This is a genomic window from Allocoprococcus similis (genome assembly GCF_054660775.1).
The window spans coordinates 34,841-50,118 of the sequence record NZ_BAAHSG010000009.1 but is presented as its reverse complement, the minus strand read 5'-3'; the positions used below and the strand labels follow the sequence as shown (position 1 = coordinate 50,118).

Annotated in this window: 15 protein-coding genes; 5 read left to right on the top strand and 10 right to left on the bottom strand. The window is 44.9% G+C overall.

Annotation, left to right across the window (positions count from 1 at the left end):
* Nucleotide 1 precedes the first annotated feature (1 nt).
* The 9 genes from ACYQ5K_RS05370 to ACYQ5K_RS05330 all read right to left on the bottom strand — a co-directional run bounded on the left by ACYQ5K_RS05370 (nucleotide 2) and on the right by ACYQ5K_RS05330 (nucleotide 7,775).
* The gene (locus ACYQ5K_RS05370; protein ID WP_096239143.1) at nucleotides 2-613 is read right to left on the bottom strand and encodes a TetR/AcrR family transcriptional regulator; all 612 of its coding nucleotides are present in this window, start codon (nucleotides 611-613) and stop codon (nucleotides 2-4) included.
* A 140-nt stretch (nucleotides 614-753) separates the two neighbouring features.
* Complete coding sequence (locus ACYQ5K_RS05365) at nucleotides 754-1,524, bottom strand: ABC transporter permease subunit (protein ID WP_195230965.1); 771 nt, start codon at nucleotides 1,522-1,524, stop codon at nucleotides 754-756.
* Nucleotides 1,521-2,420, bottom strand: coding sequence for an ABC transporter ATP-binding protein (locus ACYQ5K_RS05360; RefSeq protein WP_173786271.1), 900 nt, complete (start codon nucleotides 2,418-2,420; stop codon nucleotides 1,521-1,523). Before ACYQ5K_RS05360 ends, ACYQ5K_RS05365 begins: the two co-directional genes overlap by 4 nt.
* Nucleotides 2,420-2,623 carry a PLDc N-terminal domain-containing protein gene (locus tag ACYQ5K_RS05355; protein ID WP_096239140.1) on the bottom strand — a complete coding sequence of 68 codons (204 nt, stop codon included), beginning with the start codon at nucleotides 2,621-2,623 and terminating at the stop codon, nucleotides 2,420-2,422. The genes ACYQ5K_RS05360 and ACYQ5K_RS05355 overlap by 1 nt, the downstream gene beginning before the upstream one ends.
* On the bottom strand, nucleotides 2,616-3,350 hold the full coding sequence (locus ACYQ5K_RS05350; RefSeq protein WP_173786272.1) for a MerR family transcriptional regulator: 735 nt from the start codon (nucleotides 3,348-3,350) through the stop codon (nucleotides 2,616-2,618). Before ACYQ5K_RS05350 ends, ACYQ5K_RS05355 begins: the two co-directional genes overlap by 8 nt.
* Nucleotides 3,351-3,509: 159 nt before the next feature.
* The gene (locus ACYQ5K_RS05345) at nucleotides 3,510-3,758 is read right to left on the bottom strand and encodes a DUF6061 family protein (RefSeq protein WP_173786273.1); all 249 of its coding nucleotides are present in this window, start codon (nucleotides 3,756-3,758) and stop codon (nucleotides 3,510-3,512) included.
* A 24-nt stretch (nucleotides 3,759-3,782) separates the two neighbouring features.
* Nucleotides 3,783-5,456 carry a 23S rRNA (uracil(1939)-C(5))-methyltransferase RlmD gene (rlmD, locus tag ACYQ5K_RS05340; RefSeq protein WP_459777324.1) on the bottom strand — a complete coding sequence of 558 codons (1,674 nt, stop codon included), beginning with the start codon at nucleotides 5,454-5,456 and terminating at the stop codon, nucleotides 3,783-3,785.
* A 31-nt stretch (nucleotides 5,457-5,487) separates the two neighbouring features.
* Nucleotides 5,488-6,429, bottom strand: a complete 942-nt coding sequence (locus ACYQ5K_RS05335) for a 3'-5' exoribonuclease YhaM family protein (RefSeq protein ID WP_008368874.1) — start codon at nucleotides 6,427-6,429, stop codon at nucleotides 5,488-5,490.
* Between the two features lie 56 nt (nucleotides 6,430-6,485).
* Entirely contained in the window at nucleotides 6,486-7,775 is a 1,290-nt protein-coding gene (locus tag ACYQ5K_RS05330; RefSeq protein WP_173688857.1) for a S1C family serine protease, read from the bottom strand.
* Nucleotides 7,776-7,933: 158 nt separating this feature from the next.
* Here ACYQ5K_RS05330 and ACYQ5K_RS05325 point away from each other — a divergent pair, with 158 nt between their 5' ends.
* From ACYQ5K_RS05325 to ACYQ5K_RS05315, 3 genes are read left to right on the top strand one after another with little or no spacing between them, the layout of a single operon-like run.
* On the top strand, nucleotides 7,934-10,309 hold the full coding sequence (locus tag ACYQ5K_RS05325) for an endonuclease MutS2 (protein WP_173688858.1): 2,376 nt from the start codon (nucleotides 7,934-7,936) through the stop codon (nucleotides 10,307-10,309).
* Nucleotides 10,310-10,326: 17 nt separating this feature from the next.
* A complete protein-coding gene (locus ACYQ5K_RS05320) occupies nucleotides 10,327-11,028 on the top strand; it encodes a response regulator transcription factor (protein WP_173688859.1) in 702 nt (233 codons plus the stop codon).
* Nucleotides 11,028-12,440: a sensor histidine kinase gene (locus tag ACYQ5K_RS05315; RefSeq protein WP_173688860.1), complete on the top strand. Its 1,413-nt coding sequence runs from the start codon at nucleotides 11,028-11,030 to the stop codon at nucleotides 12,438-12,440. Before ACYQ5K_RS05320 ends, ACYQ5K_RS05315 begins: the two co-directional genes overlap by 1 nt.
* Before the next feature lie 243 nt (nucleotides 12,441-12,683).
* Here ACYQ5K_RS05315 and ACYQ5K_RS05310 read toward each other — a convergent pair whose 3' ends face one another.
* Entirely contained in the window at nucleotides 12,684-13,904 is a 1,221-nt protein-coding gene (locus ACYQ5K_RS05310; protein WP_173688861.1) for a substrate-binding domain-containing protein, read from the bottom strand.
* A gap of 346 nt (nucleotides 13,905-14,250) precedes the next feature.
* Here ACYQ5K_RS05310 and ACYQ5K_RS05305 point away from each other — a divergent pair, with 346 nt between their 5' ends.
* A complete protein-coding gene (locus ACYQ5K_RS05305) occupies nucleotides 14,251-14,421 on the top strand; it encodes a DUF362 domain-containing protein (RefSeq protein ID WP_008368888.1) in 171 nt (56 codons plus the stop codon).
* A 233-nt stretch (nucleotides 14,422-14,654) separates the two neighbouring features.
* Nucleotides 14,655-15,266, top strand: coding sequence for a helix-turn-helix domain-containing protein (locus tag ACYQ5K_RS05300; protein WP_173688862.1), 612 nt, complete (start codon nucleotides 14,655-14,657; stop codon nucleotides 15,264-15,266).
* The last annotated feature ends 12 nt before the right edge of the window (nucleotides 15,267-15,278 follow it).

The following is a 15,278-nucleotide window of genomic DNA, read 5'->3' as shown; positions in this document are numbered from 1 at the left end:
TTTACTCCTTACGCAGATAGATGCTTTTCCAAAAGGCCAACAGTTTTGTGAAATCCTTTTCCATTTTCTCTATATCCACATTGCCTTGCTGCACCATTTCCCAAAGATAACCCTCCGAAGCCCAATACATTTCCCGATACATCATAGGAATATCCAGTCCTGGTATAAATTGAGAGGGATCGAGGTTCAGGCGTGTTTTATCCGCTTTCAGATTGAAATACCTGTGATAGCTCTCCTGAATAGCTGCACTGATTCCTGCATCCTTTTCGTAAAATGCCTTGATTGTGAAGTTGCCCATATCCGGGTACAAGCGGATGATTTCCATTTTTGCCCGCATACCTCGTTCCATGCTTTCAAACAGCTCCGTCTGTCCGTAGCATCCATATCTGGTCAGAAATTCAATTGTCGTTTCGGCGCATTTGTCCCACAGGAACAAGTATAACTCCTTCTTGTTGTGAAAATAATGGAACAGCAGAGATTTGCTGATTCCCGCCTCGGCAGCAATCTCACTCATAGGACTGTTTTTGTACGAATTTTGTGAAAATACCCGGTAGCCCGCATTGATGATAGCTTGCTGCTTCTCTGGCGGCAGGGTATAAAAGCGTTCATTCATCGTGTCACCTCCATAAACCGTTTCGGTCAAGCATATTCTAAATCCGTTGACCGATTTTGAGAAGACTGCTTGTAGAAATTTCGAAAATTTCCAAAATCCCAGCAAAGGAATAAAGGCACCGCAGAAGCGATGCCTTTAGCTCATAAATACTTCTTATTAAAGACAGGAAAGCTGATTGCCAAACAGACCACACTCAAAAGAACGGTGATGTAAATTGCCGTAACATATGACCGTGCCTCCACCGTTCCGTAAATAAGGGAATTTCCGTCCATCAACAGAGTAGGAAGATATTCCTTTGCTTTCGGGATTAGGCCAATCAAATACGATACCAGAACTGTACAGCCTGTTCCGGCAAGCACACCCGTGTTTGAGTTGGACAACGTGGAAAACAGCACGGTCAAAGCTACCACCAATGATCCAAACAGCCACCAGCAAATGACAGAAAAAAATAAATTCTGCGCTATGGAATTATCCCAGAAATAAGTGTTGTAGCCAAAGGTGATAGTGAAGCAGAACCAATAACAAACTGTCCAGAGCAGAGTCAAAATGATTGCTTTGGAAATCACTACCTTATGCCGGTCGAGTCCTTTTGTCAGAGCAAGCACCAAAGTGCCTGACTGATATTCTTTCGTAAAGATGCTGCTTTCAAGCAATATAAATGCAATCAGTCCCATCGGAGCATTTTTGAAGAACTGCACCCATGAATCCATTGCGCTTACCGTAACAGCCGTAACCGTCATACCGCTTGCTTCAAGAGAATCCGCCATCATTTCAAGCAGCCAAGGCGTCAGTTTTGCAACAGCAGGATTCATGATACCAAGCAAAATGAAGATTATGACAAGAATCAACAGCCGCCCTGATCGAACCTGTTCCATCCATTCTTTTTTCATAAAGGCAAGTAAAGATTTCATTTCTCCACCACCTCCATAAACAAAGTTTCAAGTGTAGGTTCAACCCGTTCTATTTTCAGCAGACGGATACGATTATCCGTAACAAAGCGCAGTATGTCAAACAGGGTGTGATCGTTCTCACGGAAAGAGGCTGTATTTATGCCGGATTTTTTCAGTCCCGCAAATACGTTCATAAGCAGTTTCAGTTCTTCCTCGTTTCCTGTTTCAAGAACATACTCCTCTGTACGGTATTGGGATTTTATATCTGACAGTTTCCCCTGGATGTTCACTACACCGTCATTTAAAAATGCCACATCGGTGCAGATGCGCTCCACATCAGACAGAATGTGTGTGGAGAATAAGACGGTCGTCTGTTCTCTAACTGCCATCAGAATATCCAGTATTTCTTTTCGTCCCACAGGATCAAGGGCAGAGGTGGGTTCATCGCAGATGAGCAGCTTCGGACGGTTTAAGAGTGCCTGGGCAATTCCGAGCCGTTGTTTCATACCTCTGGAAAAACCTTTGATTCGATGTTTTTCATTGCCAAGCCCAACAAGTTTCAGAAGCTCATTGCTTCTGCTTTTGATTTCAATTCTGCTCATTCCGGTGATCTCACCGCAAAAAGAGAGATATTCCGGTGCTGTCATAAATGGATAGAATTCCGGTACATCGGGTAGATAACCAATGTGTCTGTTTGTTGCCGTCTGTCCATAAACAACCTTTTCTCCTGATACCAATATCTCGCCGCCATCTGCTTTGAGAAGTCCAAGTATCGTTTTCATGGTGGTTGTCTTACCAGCTCCGTTTTTACCAATAAACCCGAAAACGCTGTGTTCGGGAACAGACAGATCGAGCCCCTTCAGAACCGATTTGTCCCCGAAGCGTTTCTGAAGATTTGTTATTGCCAGCATGTCCATTACGCATCCTCCTTGCCGAGCAGGAAGTACATGATAGGCCCGACAAAGTTCATCAACACGATGGTAATGATGAGCCACAGCGTGCGATTGCCTCGTTTATAATTCTTGTGGGTCAAGATGTGATGCAGAGTATAGCCGAGCAATGCAAATTCTGCAATGACCAACGGGATCAAAAATGGGAGAAATTCCATAATCTTATCCATTCTCTTTCTCCTCCTTTCCGTAGGTTTCCACACAGAAGCCGTGATAACCGCAACAGGTACAGGTCAGTTTACGGAGTGTCGGCGTGTGTCTTGCCCAAAACGCTTCCTTGAAGTTTGGCTTAAATACCTCGTGGCACTGCGGACAGATATATACTACCCGTTTGAAATAGAAGTTTGATACCCATACGGCATAGGGAATTGCCACAAACCAGTACGCAGCAAACGGCCACCAAATTCCCATAGTGATCCACAGAACAATCGATGTCCACTGGATAATGCCAAGCGGAATTCCGGTTATGAGCAGAATGGCATGGAGCTTTTGCATATTCTTTTTGTTTTCCATCGCATAAGCTATATCACCGATAGATTCAACAGAGAAATTATCAATGCCTCTTAGCTCTTTTTTGATGCCATCAAGTATAGCAAGTTTTTCTTGCCGTTCGCTTACTTCCTCACGAAGCGCCTGTTCCTGCTGTTCCAGCAAAACAGATATGACACTGCCTGGATCATCTTCGGACAGCAACTCGCCAATGCTGTTAATAGATATTCCGGCATCTCGTAAAAAACAAATGATCTTCATTCGCTTCAGATCCTGTTCGGAATAAAGCCGCCTACCACCCTCCGACAGCTCGCTGGGAACGAGAATGTTCCTCGAATCGTAATACTGCACTGTCCGAACAGATACGCCACAAAGCTTTGCAATTTCTCCTGTTGTGTATTTTGACATAGCTTTCACCTCCTTACGCCGCTTATTTTACAACATTACGCAGCGTCACAAGCAAGACCTTACGCAGGGGGATTTTTCTGAATATTAACTTTTTGTTCATATTCGGGTCTATCACAGATTTTAAGCCGCCCATAGGCTGAGCTATAGGCGGCTCCTAAATCAACTGTCCAAACTTCTGTATTCAGTTACAGTTTTCAAATATACTTCAGGCTCGCCGTTCAGTATCAAGTCAGCATATCCAATCGGGTCATTGTAGATTAGATAGTCCAGTTCTGACCGCTGATACATGTTGTTAGCAATCTCGTTCTCCACAGCGATAGTGTCAATCGCTATCATACTTCCATCAGCAAATTTCAGTTCCACACAGGCAGTATCCATGTTAAACTCACAAGAAATCAATCTATCCATAAGAAACCTCCATTCTGCGGGATGTTAGATCATCCCAAAATAATTGAACGCTTCTCGGATTGCTTTCTCTTTTTCCGGCGGACACTGGGGCTGTCTGGAATCCTCGGATTTTGGCAGGTTATAGTTTTTTCCTACCTCAATCCCACATTTCCGCTTAATCTGTGAGATATAGAGGTTGGACACCTTTAATCCGGTATGCTCCAACACATACTCCTTGATCTGCGGATAGGTAGCTCCATCTTGGAACTCCGACATATCCATATCTTCCAAAGAGAACTCAACCCGAATCTTTTTCGAGTCGACCTTGCCCTTGGAAAGCAAGACAACCGTCTCCACATGCACGCTCATCGGAAACATATCAGTCGCCTTCACCTTCCTGATCTCATACCCATTCTCCCGCAGATACTTCACATCCCGCGCCAAAGTCGCTGAATCGCAGCTCACATATACAATCCTCTCCGGCTCCATCTGAACCATTGTATCCAGTACGCTTGTCTCACATCCTTTTCTCGGCGGATCGACTACGATCACATCCGCCCTCGCATGCTCTCCCGGATGCTCTTTTGCATAATCCGCATAATATTCCGGCAACACTTCTTCTGCCTTTCCTACAAAAAACTCCGCGTTTGTAATCTCATTGATCTCGGCATTATGCTTTGCATCTTCAATTGCCTGCGGCACGATTTCCACGCCGTAAACTTTCTGTGCTTTCTGCGCAAGGAAAAGGGAAATCGTTCCGATTCCACAATACACATCCCAAACCGTCTCTTTTCCAGTAAGTCCGGCGTATTCCAGTGCGGTTCCGTAAAGTACCTCTGTCTGTACCGGATTCACCTGATAGAAGGACAGCGGTGAAATCTGGTATTTGACATTGCCGATATAATCGGTGATATACGTCTGTCCCCAGAGCGGGCAAACCTTTGATCCCATGATCACATTCGTCTTTTCTTTATTGATATTATAAGTAATGCTTGTCATTCCCGGAATCTTTATCAGCTTTTCCACCAATTTCTCACTGTGTGGAAGCTTATCCCCGTTAAGGATCAGACAAACCATGATCTCTTTTGTTGTAAATCCATACCGGACCAGGACATGGCGCACCAGTCCTTTGTGCCGTTTCTCATCATATGCAGAAATCTTCTCTTCCCGCATGTAGTCCAGAATCTGATCCAGGATCACTTTATTCTCCGGTACTCCAAGTACGCAGTCCCTGTCCGGAACCGGGATGATCTGATGGGTTCTTCCGGCATAGAATCCGGCAATCAGATTCCCTTCTTTATCTACTCCGATCGGGAACTGTGCTTTATTCCGGTAACGGAACGGTTCCTCCATTCCTGCGATCGGCTCCATGATCTGATCCAGCAATTCTTCTTCCACACCGCCAAGACGGATCAGGTTATTTCTTACTTTTGTATTTTTAAACTCCAGCTGTTTCCGGTAATCCATCTCCTGGATCTGGCATCCGCCACAACGTCTTGCCTCCGGACAGCGTGCAGATACACGAAATGCGGATTCTTTTACAATCCGCATTAATCTCGCATATCCGTAGTTCTTTTTTGCTTTCATTACTTTTACTTCAACGGTATCTCCGATGACTGCATCCTTGATAAACAGCGTATGTCCATCTACCTTTCCGATTCCTTCACCGCCGATTCCGATATCTGTAACTTCTACCGTCACTACGTCATTTTTCTTCATTTTTATACTCATCTTTCTTTCAGAACTTCTCTTAGATACTGGTCTTTCTTAAGTTGGATTCAAACAGACGGTTATAACCTAACCAGTCTTTTGTATCTTTTGCCTTAAAAATCTCTGTCAATGTCTGCATCTTTGCATCAGCATTATCCGCACAATTAAGTGCCATTGCCTCAGCAAGCGCCGGTTTTTTCGGCGAACCGTATTCGAGTTCTCCGTGATGCGCTACGATACAGTGCTTTAATTCGCTGGCAAGCTTCTTTGGGAAATCCGGAATCTCACGAATTGCATCATCCAGCATTTCCACACCGATCACAATATGACCGAGCAGCTGCCCGTCATCGGTATAATCATTATCCGGAAACAGGGAAAGTTCCTGTGTCTTTCCGATATCATGGCACATTGCCGCTGTATACAGAAGATCCTTATTCAGGATCGGATATGCCCCTGCCATATATTCACAGAATTTCACTACACTTAATGTGTGCTCCAGAAGTCCTCCGGCAAATCCGTGATGTACACTCTTTGCTGCCGAATGTGCCTTGAAGCTCTTGATAAACTGCTCATCATTTACAAAATAATACCGGATCACCTGCTGCAGATACGGGTTCTTCACCTGCTTTCCATAACGCATCAGTTCTTCATACATTCCATCCACACTTTTCTCGCTGGTCGGCATATAATCCGCCGGATCGTATTCTCCCTCGTCTGCTACACGGAGCTGCTTGATGTTCATCTGAAGATTGCCGTTATAGCTGATGATCTCCCCGTAAACTTCAATAAAATCTTTTTCGCTGTAATCTGCAATTCCATTTGAATTCGGATCCCAGATCTTTCCATCCAAAGTTCCTGTCTTGTCCTGAAGGATCAGGTTGTCGTATGGTTTCCCGTTCCTTGTCTCCGCACTTCTTTTTCCTTTGCAAAGATACGTATTTCTGATTGTCTCGCCTTCGTGTAATGTCTCAATATATCTCATGTCATTCCTCTTCCTGCTCTATATTTTAAATTTATGATTGCTTTTTATCTGCAAATCTATTCTTTACTTCCAACTGTCACATCAAATGTTACATCGACATAACCATCTGCGCCACGCCTCTGCCCTTTGATCCTGATCTGTGTACCGGTTCCGGCTTCTATGATCTGTTTATGAAGTCCTGTTATACCGGTGATATCTGTCTTGTTAATCTCTGTGATCACATCACCATTCTGGATCCCTGCCTGCATCGCAGGCGAATCGGCCTCTACTTCCCTGACATAAATGCCTTTCGGGATTCCCTGTTCGCCGGAAAGCTTCTCCGTCACTACGACTCCGTGAACGCCAATATACGGAACTCCCTGTCCATTTGCCAGAAGTTCGATCTCTTCCTTGATATCCGAAATCGCATAGGCACTCACAAGATTTCCGTCTCTCTGCAGTTCTGACTGGTCACAGATTCCAATCACTTCACCCGCCGTGTTAAACAGAATTCCGCTCCCTTTTTCACTTCCTGCAATATCTGTATCAAGCAGCCGGTACTGCCCGTCTGCCACTGTCCGGTAATTTCTGGTGGAACTGATGATCCCATATCCGACACCACCTGCATATCCAAACTGCTCACCAAGAACGATCACGCCGTCCCCACGGTTCACTGCAATGGAATTACCAAGCGTCGCCGTCTGGATCTGGTTCCTCGTGCTATCCGACAGATCTGATCTCTTAACCGCAATAATCGCAAGTCCAAGATTCCGGTCCTGCTTTTTCAAAGTTGCGTTATATGTCGTATTGTCTGAAAATGTAGCTTTCAGTGCTTCTGCATCTTTTACAATTCTTGCCGGTGCCGCAATCAAAAGATCTGCACCATTACCCCAGAAAATAACTCCCGATACAGCCTGTTCCTGCTCCCCTGCATTCTCCCAGCCTTCATCCCGGTGCACGGCATAGATCTCAACCACACTTTTTCCTGCCGACACTGCCACCTGGTATAATGCGTGGTTCATCTCCTGATAATCTTCAACAGTCAGATCCGGATACTGAATCTCTTCATCCTGTGCTTCCTGATCCTTGGTATCCTCCTCATCCTCAACCGGAGTTTCCTCCTGATCCAGCGGAATCGTTACCTTCTCTCCGCCCAGATGTGTCATCGCCCATGGGCGAAGGGCATAAAACGCAAGACCTGCTGCAAGTCCAAAAATCAGTCCTCTTCCTGCAAGCCTGCACAGATTTCCTATGATTCCTTTTTTACTTCGCTGTTCATCTTTTACTGTTTCCTGCAAAAACGAATATTTTTCTTCCTCACTGTCGTGCGGTTCTTCGTTCCGCTTATTCTCCCGATTATCAGACATTGTGCTTCTCCTTAGGCCTCCGGAGTGCTTTCAGCCACACCTGGTTTTAGTATACATGATTCCCCGCAAATGTTCAACGAAATTTCACCTTTCCACTTTCATTTAGACGGTAAATACGTTAGAATAGAACCAGACAAAATATGAGGTATAAATGTATTATGAATCAAAAATCTTTAACAAAATTGGAATTTCCAAAAATTATAGAGATGCTGACCGATCACGCTTCTTCCCCTGGCGGAGCTTCATTCTGCCGACGGATCAAGCCGATGACCGACCTTAACAAAATCAACACTGCACAGGAACAGACTTCCGCAGCATTTACCCGCATTGTAAAGAAGGGAATTCCTTCTTTCAGCGGCTGCTATGCTGTCTCTGACTCTCTCAAGCGCCTGGAGATCGGAAGTGCCTTAAGCGCACCGGAACTCCTCCGGATCGGCAAGCTTCTTCAGACAACCGCCCGGATCAAATCCTACGGCCGTCATGAAAATGCAGACGATCAGGCAGATTGTCTGGATGTATATTTTGAACAGCTTGCGCCGCTTACACCACTTTCTGCTGAAATTGACCGCTGCATTCTTGGTGAAGATGAGATCAGCGACGATGCCAGCAGCAAATTAAAGCAGATCCGCCGCAGTATTAACGGCATGAATGACAAGATCCATTCTACCATGACCGGACTTTTGAACGGTTCCATGCGCACCTATCTCCAGGATGCCATTATTACCATGCGTGGCGACCGTTACTGTCTCCCGGTAAAAGCCGAGTACCGCAGCCAGGTAAATGGTCTGATCCATGACCAGTCAGCAACCGGCTCCACACTTTTCATTGAGCCGATGGCCGTTGTCAAACTGAACAATGATCTGAAAGAATTATATGCCCGGGAGCAGGAAGAGATCCAGGTGATCCTTGCCCGCCTCAGTGTGGATGCAGCTGAATATATTGAAGAAATCCGTCTGAACTACAAAGCACTTGTGGAACTGGATTTTATTTTTGCAAAAGGTGCACTGGCACTGGATATGAACGCCAGCCGCCCAGTCTTCAACAACGAAGGCCGGATCCGGATCCGTGAGGGAAGGCATCCTCTTCTGGACCGTAAAAAAGTTGTTCCGATCAGTCTGACACTTGGAGATACCTTTGATCTTCTCGTCATAACCGGTCCGAACACAGGTGGTAAGACCGTTTCCCTCAAGACTGTGGGGCTTTTTACCCTGATGGGACAGGCAGGTCTGCACATTCCTGCACTTGACCGATCAGAGCTTGCTGTATTTAACCAGGTTTATGCTGATATTGGTGACGAACAGAGTATTGAACAGTCTTTAAGTACCTTCTCTTCTCACATGACAAATGTGGTCTCTTTCCTAAATCATGTGGATGAGAATTCATTAGTCCTTTTCGATGAACTTGGTGCGGGAACCGATCCGACTGAGGGTGCTGCGCTTGCTATCGCCATCCTGTCACATCTGCATAACCGAGGGATCCGTACTATGGCAACGACACACTACAGCGAACTGAAGGTATTTGCTCTTTCTACTCCGGGAGTAGAAAATGCCTGCTGTGAATTTGACGTGGAGACATTGAGCCCGACTTACCATCTTCTGATCGGTATTCCGGGAAAAAGTAATGCTTTCGCGATTTCCGAAAAACTCGGCCTTCCGGATTATATCATCCAGGATGCCAAAACGCATCTGACCGAGGAGGATGAATCTTTTGAAGATCTCCTTACTGATCTGGAACAGAGCCGCAAGACCATCGAGAAAGAACGGGAAGAGATTGCTTCTTACCGTCGCGAGATGGAGCGTCTCAAGTCCGAGCTCAAGAACCAACAGGAAAAGCTGGATACACAGCGCGACCGGATCATTCGTGAGGCAAATGCCAGAGCAACCGACATTGTTCAGGAAGCCAAGGATTTTGCAGATGAGACGATGAAGAACTTCCGCAAATTCGGCAAAGCCAGTATTTCTGCTTCCGAGATGGAAAAAGAAAGAGAACGGATCCGCAAGCAGCTTTCCAAAACTGAAAATAAAAACCGTCTGGAAAAGAAAAAGCCTTCCAAAGCTTACAAGGCAAGCGATTTCCATCTGGGCGATTCTGTAAAAGTACTGAGTATGAATCTGACCGGAACGGTAAATTCACTGCCGGATGCCAAAGGCAACCTGTTTGTCCAGATGGGTATCCTCCGATCACAGGTCAATATTTCCGATCTTGAACTGATCGAAGAACCGCTTACGGTTACTGCAAAGCAGATGCGCAGAACCAGCAGTGGCAAGATGAAGATGGGCAAATCCATGCACGTCAGCCCGGAGATCAATCTTCTCGGCAAGACAGTCGATGAAGCAGTTGCCGAACTTGACAAATATCTGGATGATGCCTATATCGCACACTTAAGTCCGGTACGAATTGTACACGGGAAAGGAACCGGCGCACTCAGAAACGGGATCCATCAGTATCTGCGCCGCCAGAAACATATCAAATCCTTCCGGCTGGGAGCTTTCGGGGAGGGCGATGCCGGTGTAACTATCGTAGAATTCAAATAATCATTGGGGGAACTATCATGGTGACTAAACAGAAAATCTTAATTGTAGATGACGACGAGAATATTGCAGAACTGATTTCTCTCTACCTTACAAAGGAATGCTTCGATACGATGATCGTACACGACGGGGAAGAAGCACTTACCGCATTTGAATCCTATCAGCCAAACCTGATGCTGCTCGATCTGATGCTTCCGGGCATCGACGGCTATCAGGTCTGTCGCGAGATCCGCAGTAAGCACAACACCCCAATCATTATGCTTTCCGCAAAAGGAGAGGTATTTGACAAGGTGCTCGGTCTGGAGCTTGGTGCTGATGATTACGTCTTAAAACCATTCGATTCCAAGGAGCTTGTCGCAAGAGTAAAAGCGGTACTCAGACGCTATCAGCCTGCCAAACCAGAAGTTCCTGCCGCCAGCCGCGGAAAGGTTGTTGACTATCCGGGAATCGAGATCAATCTTACCAATTACGCAGTAACCGTTGATGGTAAGAATGTAGATATGCCGCCAAAAGAACTGGAGCTTTTGTATTTTCTCGCCTCCTCACCAAACCAGGTATTCACACGCGAGCAGCTCCTTGACCAGATCTGGGGCTATGAGTATGTCGGCGACACCCGTACCGTTGATGTTCATATTAAGCGTCTGCGCGAGAAGATCAAGGATCATCCTTCCTGGGGACTTAGTACCGTCTGGGGAATCGGTTACAAATTTGAGGTGAAGTAATGAAAAGTACCCTTTACCTTAAATTTATCCTCTTATATATTATTCTCGGATTTTTAAGTATTTTTACGGTGGCATCCCTGTCATCCACACTGACAACCCACTATCTGGAAAGCAGCATTTCCGGCAATATGTATCAGTCGGCAAATCTGCTTGCATCCAATTATCTGCCGGACTATTTTTCCGAAACCATTACCCTGGCAGATGTTTATACACAGCTCAATGGTATGAGCGATTATCTGAATTCAGATATCTGGTTTGTTGATAACGAGGGATCTTTGCTTGCATCTGCCAAATCCGGCGATGTATCCTATGCCCCTTCCCGGATTGAAAATTTTGATCCTGCCGAATCCGGCGGCTCCACTTATCTGACCGGTGATTATCATGGGTACTTCAACTCAGAAATGATCACCGTGATCGCTCCGGTCACAGAGAAATTTTCAACCCGCGGATATCTGCTTGTACATAAGCCTTACTCGCAGATCACAGACGCACATTCTGTTCTGATGCGTAACACGTATATCGTGATTCTGATCATTTATGTGCTCTCATTCATTATTTTGCTGGGTGTACATTTTCTGATCTACCGCCCGCTCGTCAAGATTACGAATGCGGCAAAGCAGTATGCTTCCGGCAATCTGGATGTTGTCATTCCGGTTAATACGCAGGATGAGATGGGATATCTTTCCGCATCTCTCAACTACATGTCTTCCCAACTGAAAGATATGGAGGATTACCAGAAGAAATTTGTGGCAAATGTATCCCATGATTTCCGTTCTCCCCTGACTTCCATCAAAGGCTATGTTGAAGCCATGGCGGATGGCACGATCCCACCTGAAATGCAGGGCAAATACTTAAATATCATCTTATTTGAAACAGAACGTCTTACTGACCTTACACGCGATCTGCTGACATTAAATGAATTTGATACGAAGGATCTTCTTCTTGATAAAACAGATTTTGATATTCACGAAGTGATCCGTAACACAGCAGCTTCTTTCGAAGGTACCTGCACTGCCAAAAAAATTTCTATCGAACTTCTTCTGGCAACCCGTACCCTGTATGTACATGCTGACCGGCACAAGATCCAGCAGGTTCTGTACAATCTGCTGGACAACGCGATCAAATTCAGCAATCCGGAATCTACGATCACGATTGAAACCACACCGCGCGGTGACAAAGTATATACTTCCGTCAAAGATTATGGAATTGGCATTCCGAAATCAAGTATCAACAAAATATGGGAACGTTTTTACAAAAGCGATCTCTCCCGCGGAAAAGACAAAAAAGGAACCGGACTCGGGCTTTCGATCGTAAAAGAAATTATTCAGGCACACAATGAAAATATCAATGTGATCAGTACCGAGGGAGTCGGAACAGAATTTATCTTCTCCCTTCCACTGATGAAAAAATAGTAAGAAAGAATGTGCCTCAGCACATTCTCGCGCCGAGCGCGGTCGCTTGCGACATTCTTCATCTTCGTGCGAGTGCGCATCTCCGGCACGCAGTGCCTTTTATTTCATAGGAAGTTCCTTTGGAATTTCCTATGAAATAAAAAGAAACGGTTGTAGCCGGCATAAATAATATGTCAGTCACAACCGTTTTTATATAAAATTGTCTGAAACCCATTTTCCACGGATTCCAGACATTTCTTCTTACTAATAAAGCATCTTCTTAATCGAATCTTTATTCATATTATCTTTTGTAACCCAGGTATATCCGGTACTTACTGTTGCTTCATTTCCCTGACCAAGCACTGCTCTTGCGCAGGCAACAACCGTTGCATAGCCGATTCCGTATGGATTCTGAACGATCAGACCATCAATCTTCCCGTCTTCCAGAAGCTTCATCTGATCTTCCCCGCCGTCAAAGCTCACTACCTTGATTCGGTCTTCTCCTGTTGTTTTATCCATAGAGTCCAGAACATTCACCACAAGGTCTGCTGCCGTTTCATTGGTTGCAAAAATTCCTTTTACATCCGGATACTTTTCAAGAAGATACTTGATTGCATCCTGCTGTGCCGTCTGGGTATCCCGGCTGTCTGCGTTCTCTTCCTCTGCTTTTTGCACATTATCTGCAGTCTCCTGGGAATTCTTTTCAGATGAATCTGCATTGATCTCTTTCGTGATCGCATCCAGATCATCCAGATGCCAGATCTCTGCAACCGTTACATCCGGATCATTCTTTTCCACTTCCTGTATAAATCCCTGCTCTCTTTTTTCAGAAGAAGTAGACTTGGAGTCATGTGCAATTACAAGGATCTGTCCACTCTCACCGATACTGTTACACAGCTTACTTGCTGCTGTTGCGGCTGCGGTTGTATTATCTGTATCGATCATGGAGACAATATTCTGATAATCGGTTCCGGAATCAAATGCTACGATCGGGATCCCATTCTCTGCAGCAAGATCAAACTGAACCTCACATGCCCCTGAATCAACTGCTGCAATCCCGACTGCAACCGGATACCGTGCAAGCTCCTCATCCAGAATGTTTACCTGATCATCTACATCATTCTCTGTCTCCGGCGCAGAATAAACAAGCTTTACTTTATCATTCCCTTTATATCCCAGGTTTGTATTAATATCCGCTACTGCCTGCTTTGCACCTTCCTGAACAGCTTTCCAGTATGCGGAAGAACTTCCTCTTCCTATAATAGAAATCGAACTTCCTTTCTCCAGATCCAGTCCCTGCACATTGCCATATGCAGATGGCTGTAAAACATCCAGGTTGCTCTGATGCTCATTCTCTTCCCTTGTCTCATGACTGAATGTCTGCTTTTTTCCTGTACCTGCATCATTCTTGCTTCCAGTTCCACATCCACCAGTCAAAAGTGCCACACAAAGTACAGTCGAAAGTATACTCCACCGTTTTTTCATAAATCCACTCCACTTTCTCTATCTTAAAATCAGTTTCATTATTGGTTATAAAATGATACAGTACCCACTATACACCAAATCGCCCGGGAAAGGTAGAAAAATTTCTTAAGATTTCATAAATTCTTTTTGTTTTCATTTGCAAGTTTTATATTACTAACCTTTTGGTTTTATATTTCTAACCAAAGAAATGCCCATTTTACGCTATTAGTTTGACATTTCTAACTCAATTGTATCTATTTTTAAGCATAAATTCCTCTTGTATATTTTCATGTTCTGTATTAGAATAAGGGTATGCGAAAGGCATATCGATTTTAATTTTTTCATAATAACAAGGAGGATACATATCATGGCACACGTAATTTCAGACGAATGTGTAAGCTGCGGAGCTTGCGAAAGCGAATGTCCAGTAGGAGCAATCTCTATGGGTGCAGATCATATGCAGATCGATGCTTCTGCATGTGTTGACTGTGGTGCTTGCGAATCAGCATGTCCTACAGGAGCAATCAGCGCTGAGTAATCAGAACACGTAGATTGAATAAGACATTAAGAAAGAGACGGTTTTCATCTGAAGATCGTCTCTTTTTATATACACGCCTGAACCAGGTACAGATCCGGTAAGCATCATCCTATCTGACATTCTCCCTCTGCAACATTTGTCGAACGATTTTTCTTTCCATCTCTTCTTCTTATGCTACAATAGACTTGTACTCAATCTATATCACATACTTATTTTAATAAGGGGGTTATCGTATGGGCGACGTTCATTACATGATCTCAGAAGCCGCCAAACACGTCGGCGTAGAATCACATGTTCTTCGCTACTGGGAGGAAGAGCTTGATCTTCCGATCGGACGCACTGAGATGGGACATCGGCACTATACGGAAGAAGATATACAGCTTTTTAGCTGTATCAAAGAACTCAAAGAACAGGGACTGCTCCTGAAGGAGATCAAACAGCTCCTTCCGGACATGCTTCGCACAAAAGCACTTCTGAAAGCCAGAAAATCGGATGCACCAAAGGCTGCCGCTTCGATAAACGAAGTTGCTGAACCCCAGGATCCGGCTCTTTCTGTTAATACAGCGGACAACCTTTCTCTTTCTGTTTATCAGCCTCTGCTCGAAGAGTCTCTCCGAAAAATTCTTTTGGAAAACAACCAGATCCTGGAGGGTTCTCTCGGCAAATCCGTATCTGAAAAAGTAACAAAGGAAATGGATTTTCTTTTACAGGCAAAAGAACGTCTGGAAGAAGACCGTTACCGGAAGCTTGATCATTTACTTCGTCAGCAGCAGGCGCTCCGGAAAGAAGCTTCAAAACCTGCCGCCGGACATTACCTACGGAAATTATTTGGCGAAACCACATAAAAATCAAAAGAC

What these genes read in the sequence shown, in the direction of transcription:
- ACYQ5K_RS05300 (WP_173688862.1), top strand. Translation starts at nt 14,655, where the DNA reads ATGGGCGACGTTCATTACATGATCTCAGAAGCCGCCAAACACGTCGGC.
- ACYQ5K_RS05325 (WP_173688858.1), top strand. Translation starts at nt 7,934, where the DNA reads ATGAATCAAAAATCTTTAACAAAATTGGAATTTCCAAAAATTATAGAG.
- ACYQ5K_RS05310 (WP_173688861.1), bottom strand. Translation starts at nt 13,904, where the DNA reads ATGAAAAAACGGTGGAGTATACTTTCGACTGTACTTTGTGTGGCACTT.
- ACYQ5K_RS05335 (WP_008368874.1), bottom strand. Translation starts at nt 6,429, where the DNA reads ATGAGATATATTGAGACATTACACGAAGGCGAGACAATCAGAAATACG.
- ACYQ5K_RS05320 (WP_173688859.1), top strand. Translation starts at nt 10,327, where the DNA reads ATGGTGACTAAACAGAAAATCTTAATTGTAGATGACGACGAGAATATT.
- rlmD (WP_459777324.1), bottom strand. Translation starts at nt 5,456, where the DNA reads ATGAAGAAAAATGACGTAGTGACGGTAGAAGTTACAGATATCGGAATC.
- ACYQ5K_RS05355 (WP_096239140.1), bottom strand. Translation starts at nt 2,623, where the DNA reads ATGGATAAGATTATGGAATTTCTCCCATTTTTGATCCCGTTGGTCATT.
- ACYQ5K_RS05330 (WP_173688857.1), bottom strand. Translation starts at nt 7,775, where the DNA reads ATGTCTGATAATCGGGAGAATAAGCGGAACGAAGAACCGCACGACAGT.
- ACYQ5K_RS05315 (WP_173688860.1), top strand. Translation starts at nt 11,028, where the DNA reads ATGAAAAGTACCCTTTACCTTAAATTTATCCTCTTATATATTATTCTC.
- ACYQ5K_RS05350 (WP_173786272.1), bottom strand. Translation starts at nt 3,350, where the DNA reads ATGTCAAAATACACAACAGGAGAAATTGCAAAGCTTTGTGGCGTATCT.
- ACYQ5K_RS05370 (WP_096239143.1), bottom strand. Translation starts at nt 613, where the DNA reads ATGAATGAACGCTTTTATACCCTGCCGCCAGAGAAGCAGCAAGCTATC.
- ACYQ5K_RS05365 (WP_195230965.1), bottom strand. Translation starts at nt 1,524, where the DNA reads ATGAAATCTTTACTTGCCTTTATGAAAAAAGAATGGATGGAACAGGTT.
- ACYQ5K_RS05360 (WP_173786271.1), bottom strand. Translation starts at nt 2,420, where the DNA reads ATGGACATGCTGGCAATAACAAATCTTCAGAAACGCTTCGGGGACAAA.
- ACYQ5K_RS05345 (WP_173786273.1), bottom strand. Translation starts at nt 3,758, where the DNA reads ATGGATAGATTGATTTCTTGTGAGTTTAACATGGATACTGCCTGTGTG.
- ACYQ5K_RS05305 (WP_008368888.1), top strand. Translation starts at nt 14,251, where the DNA reads ATGGCACACGTAATTTCAGACGAATGTGTAAGCTGCGGAGCTTGCGAA.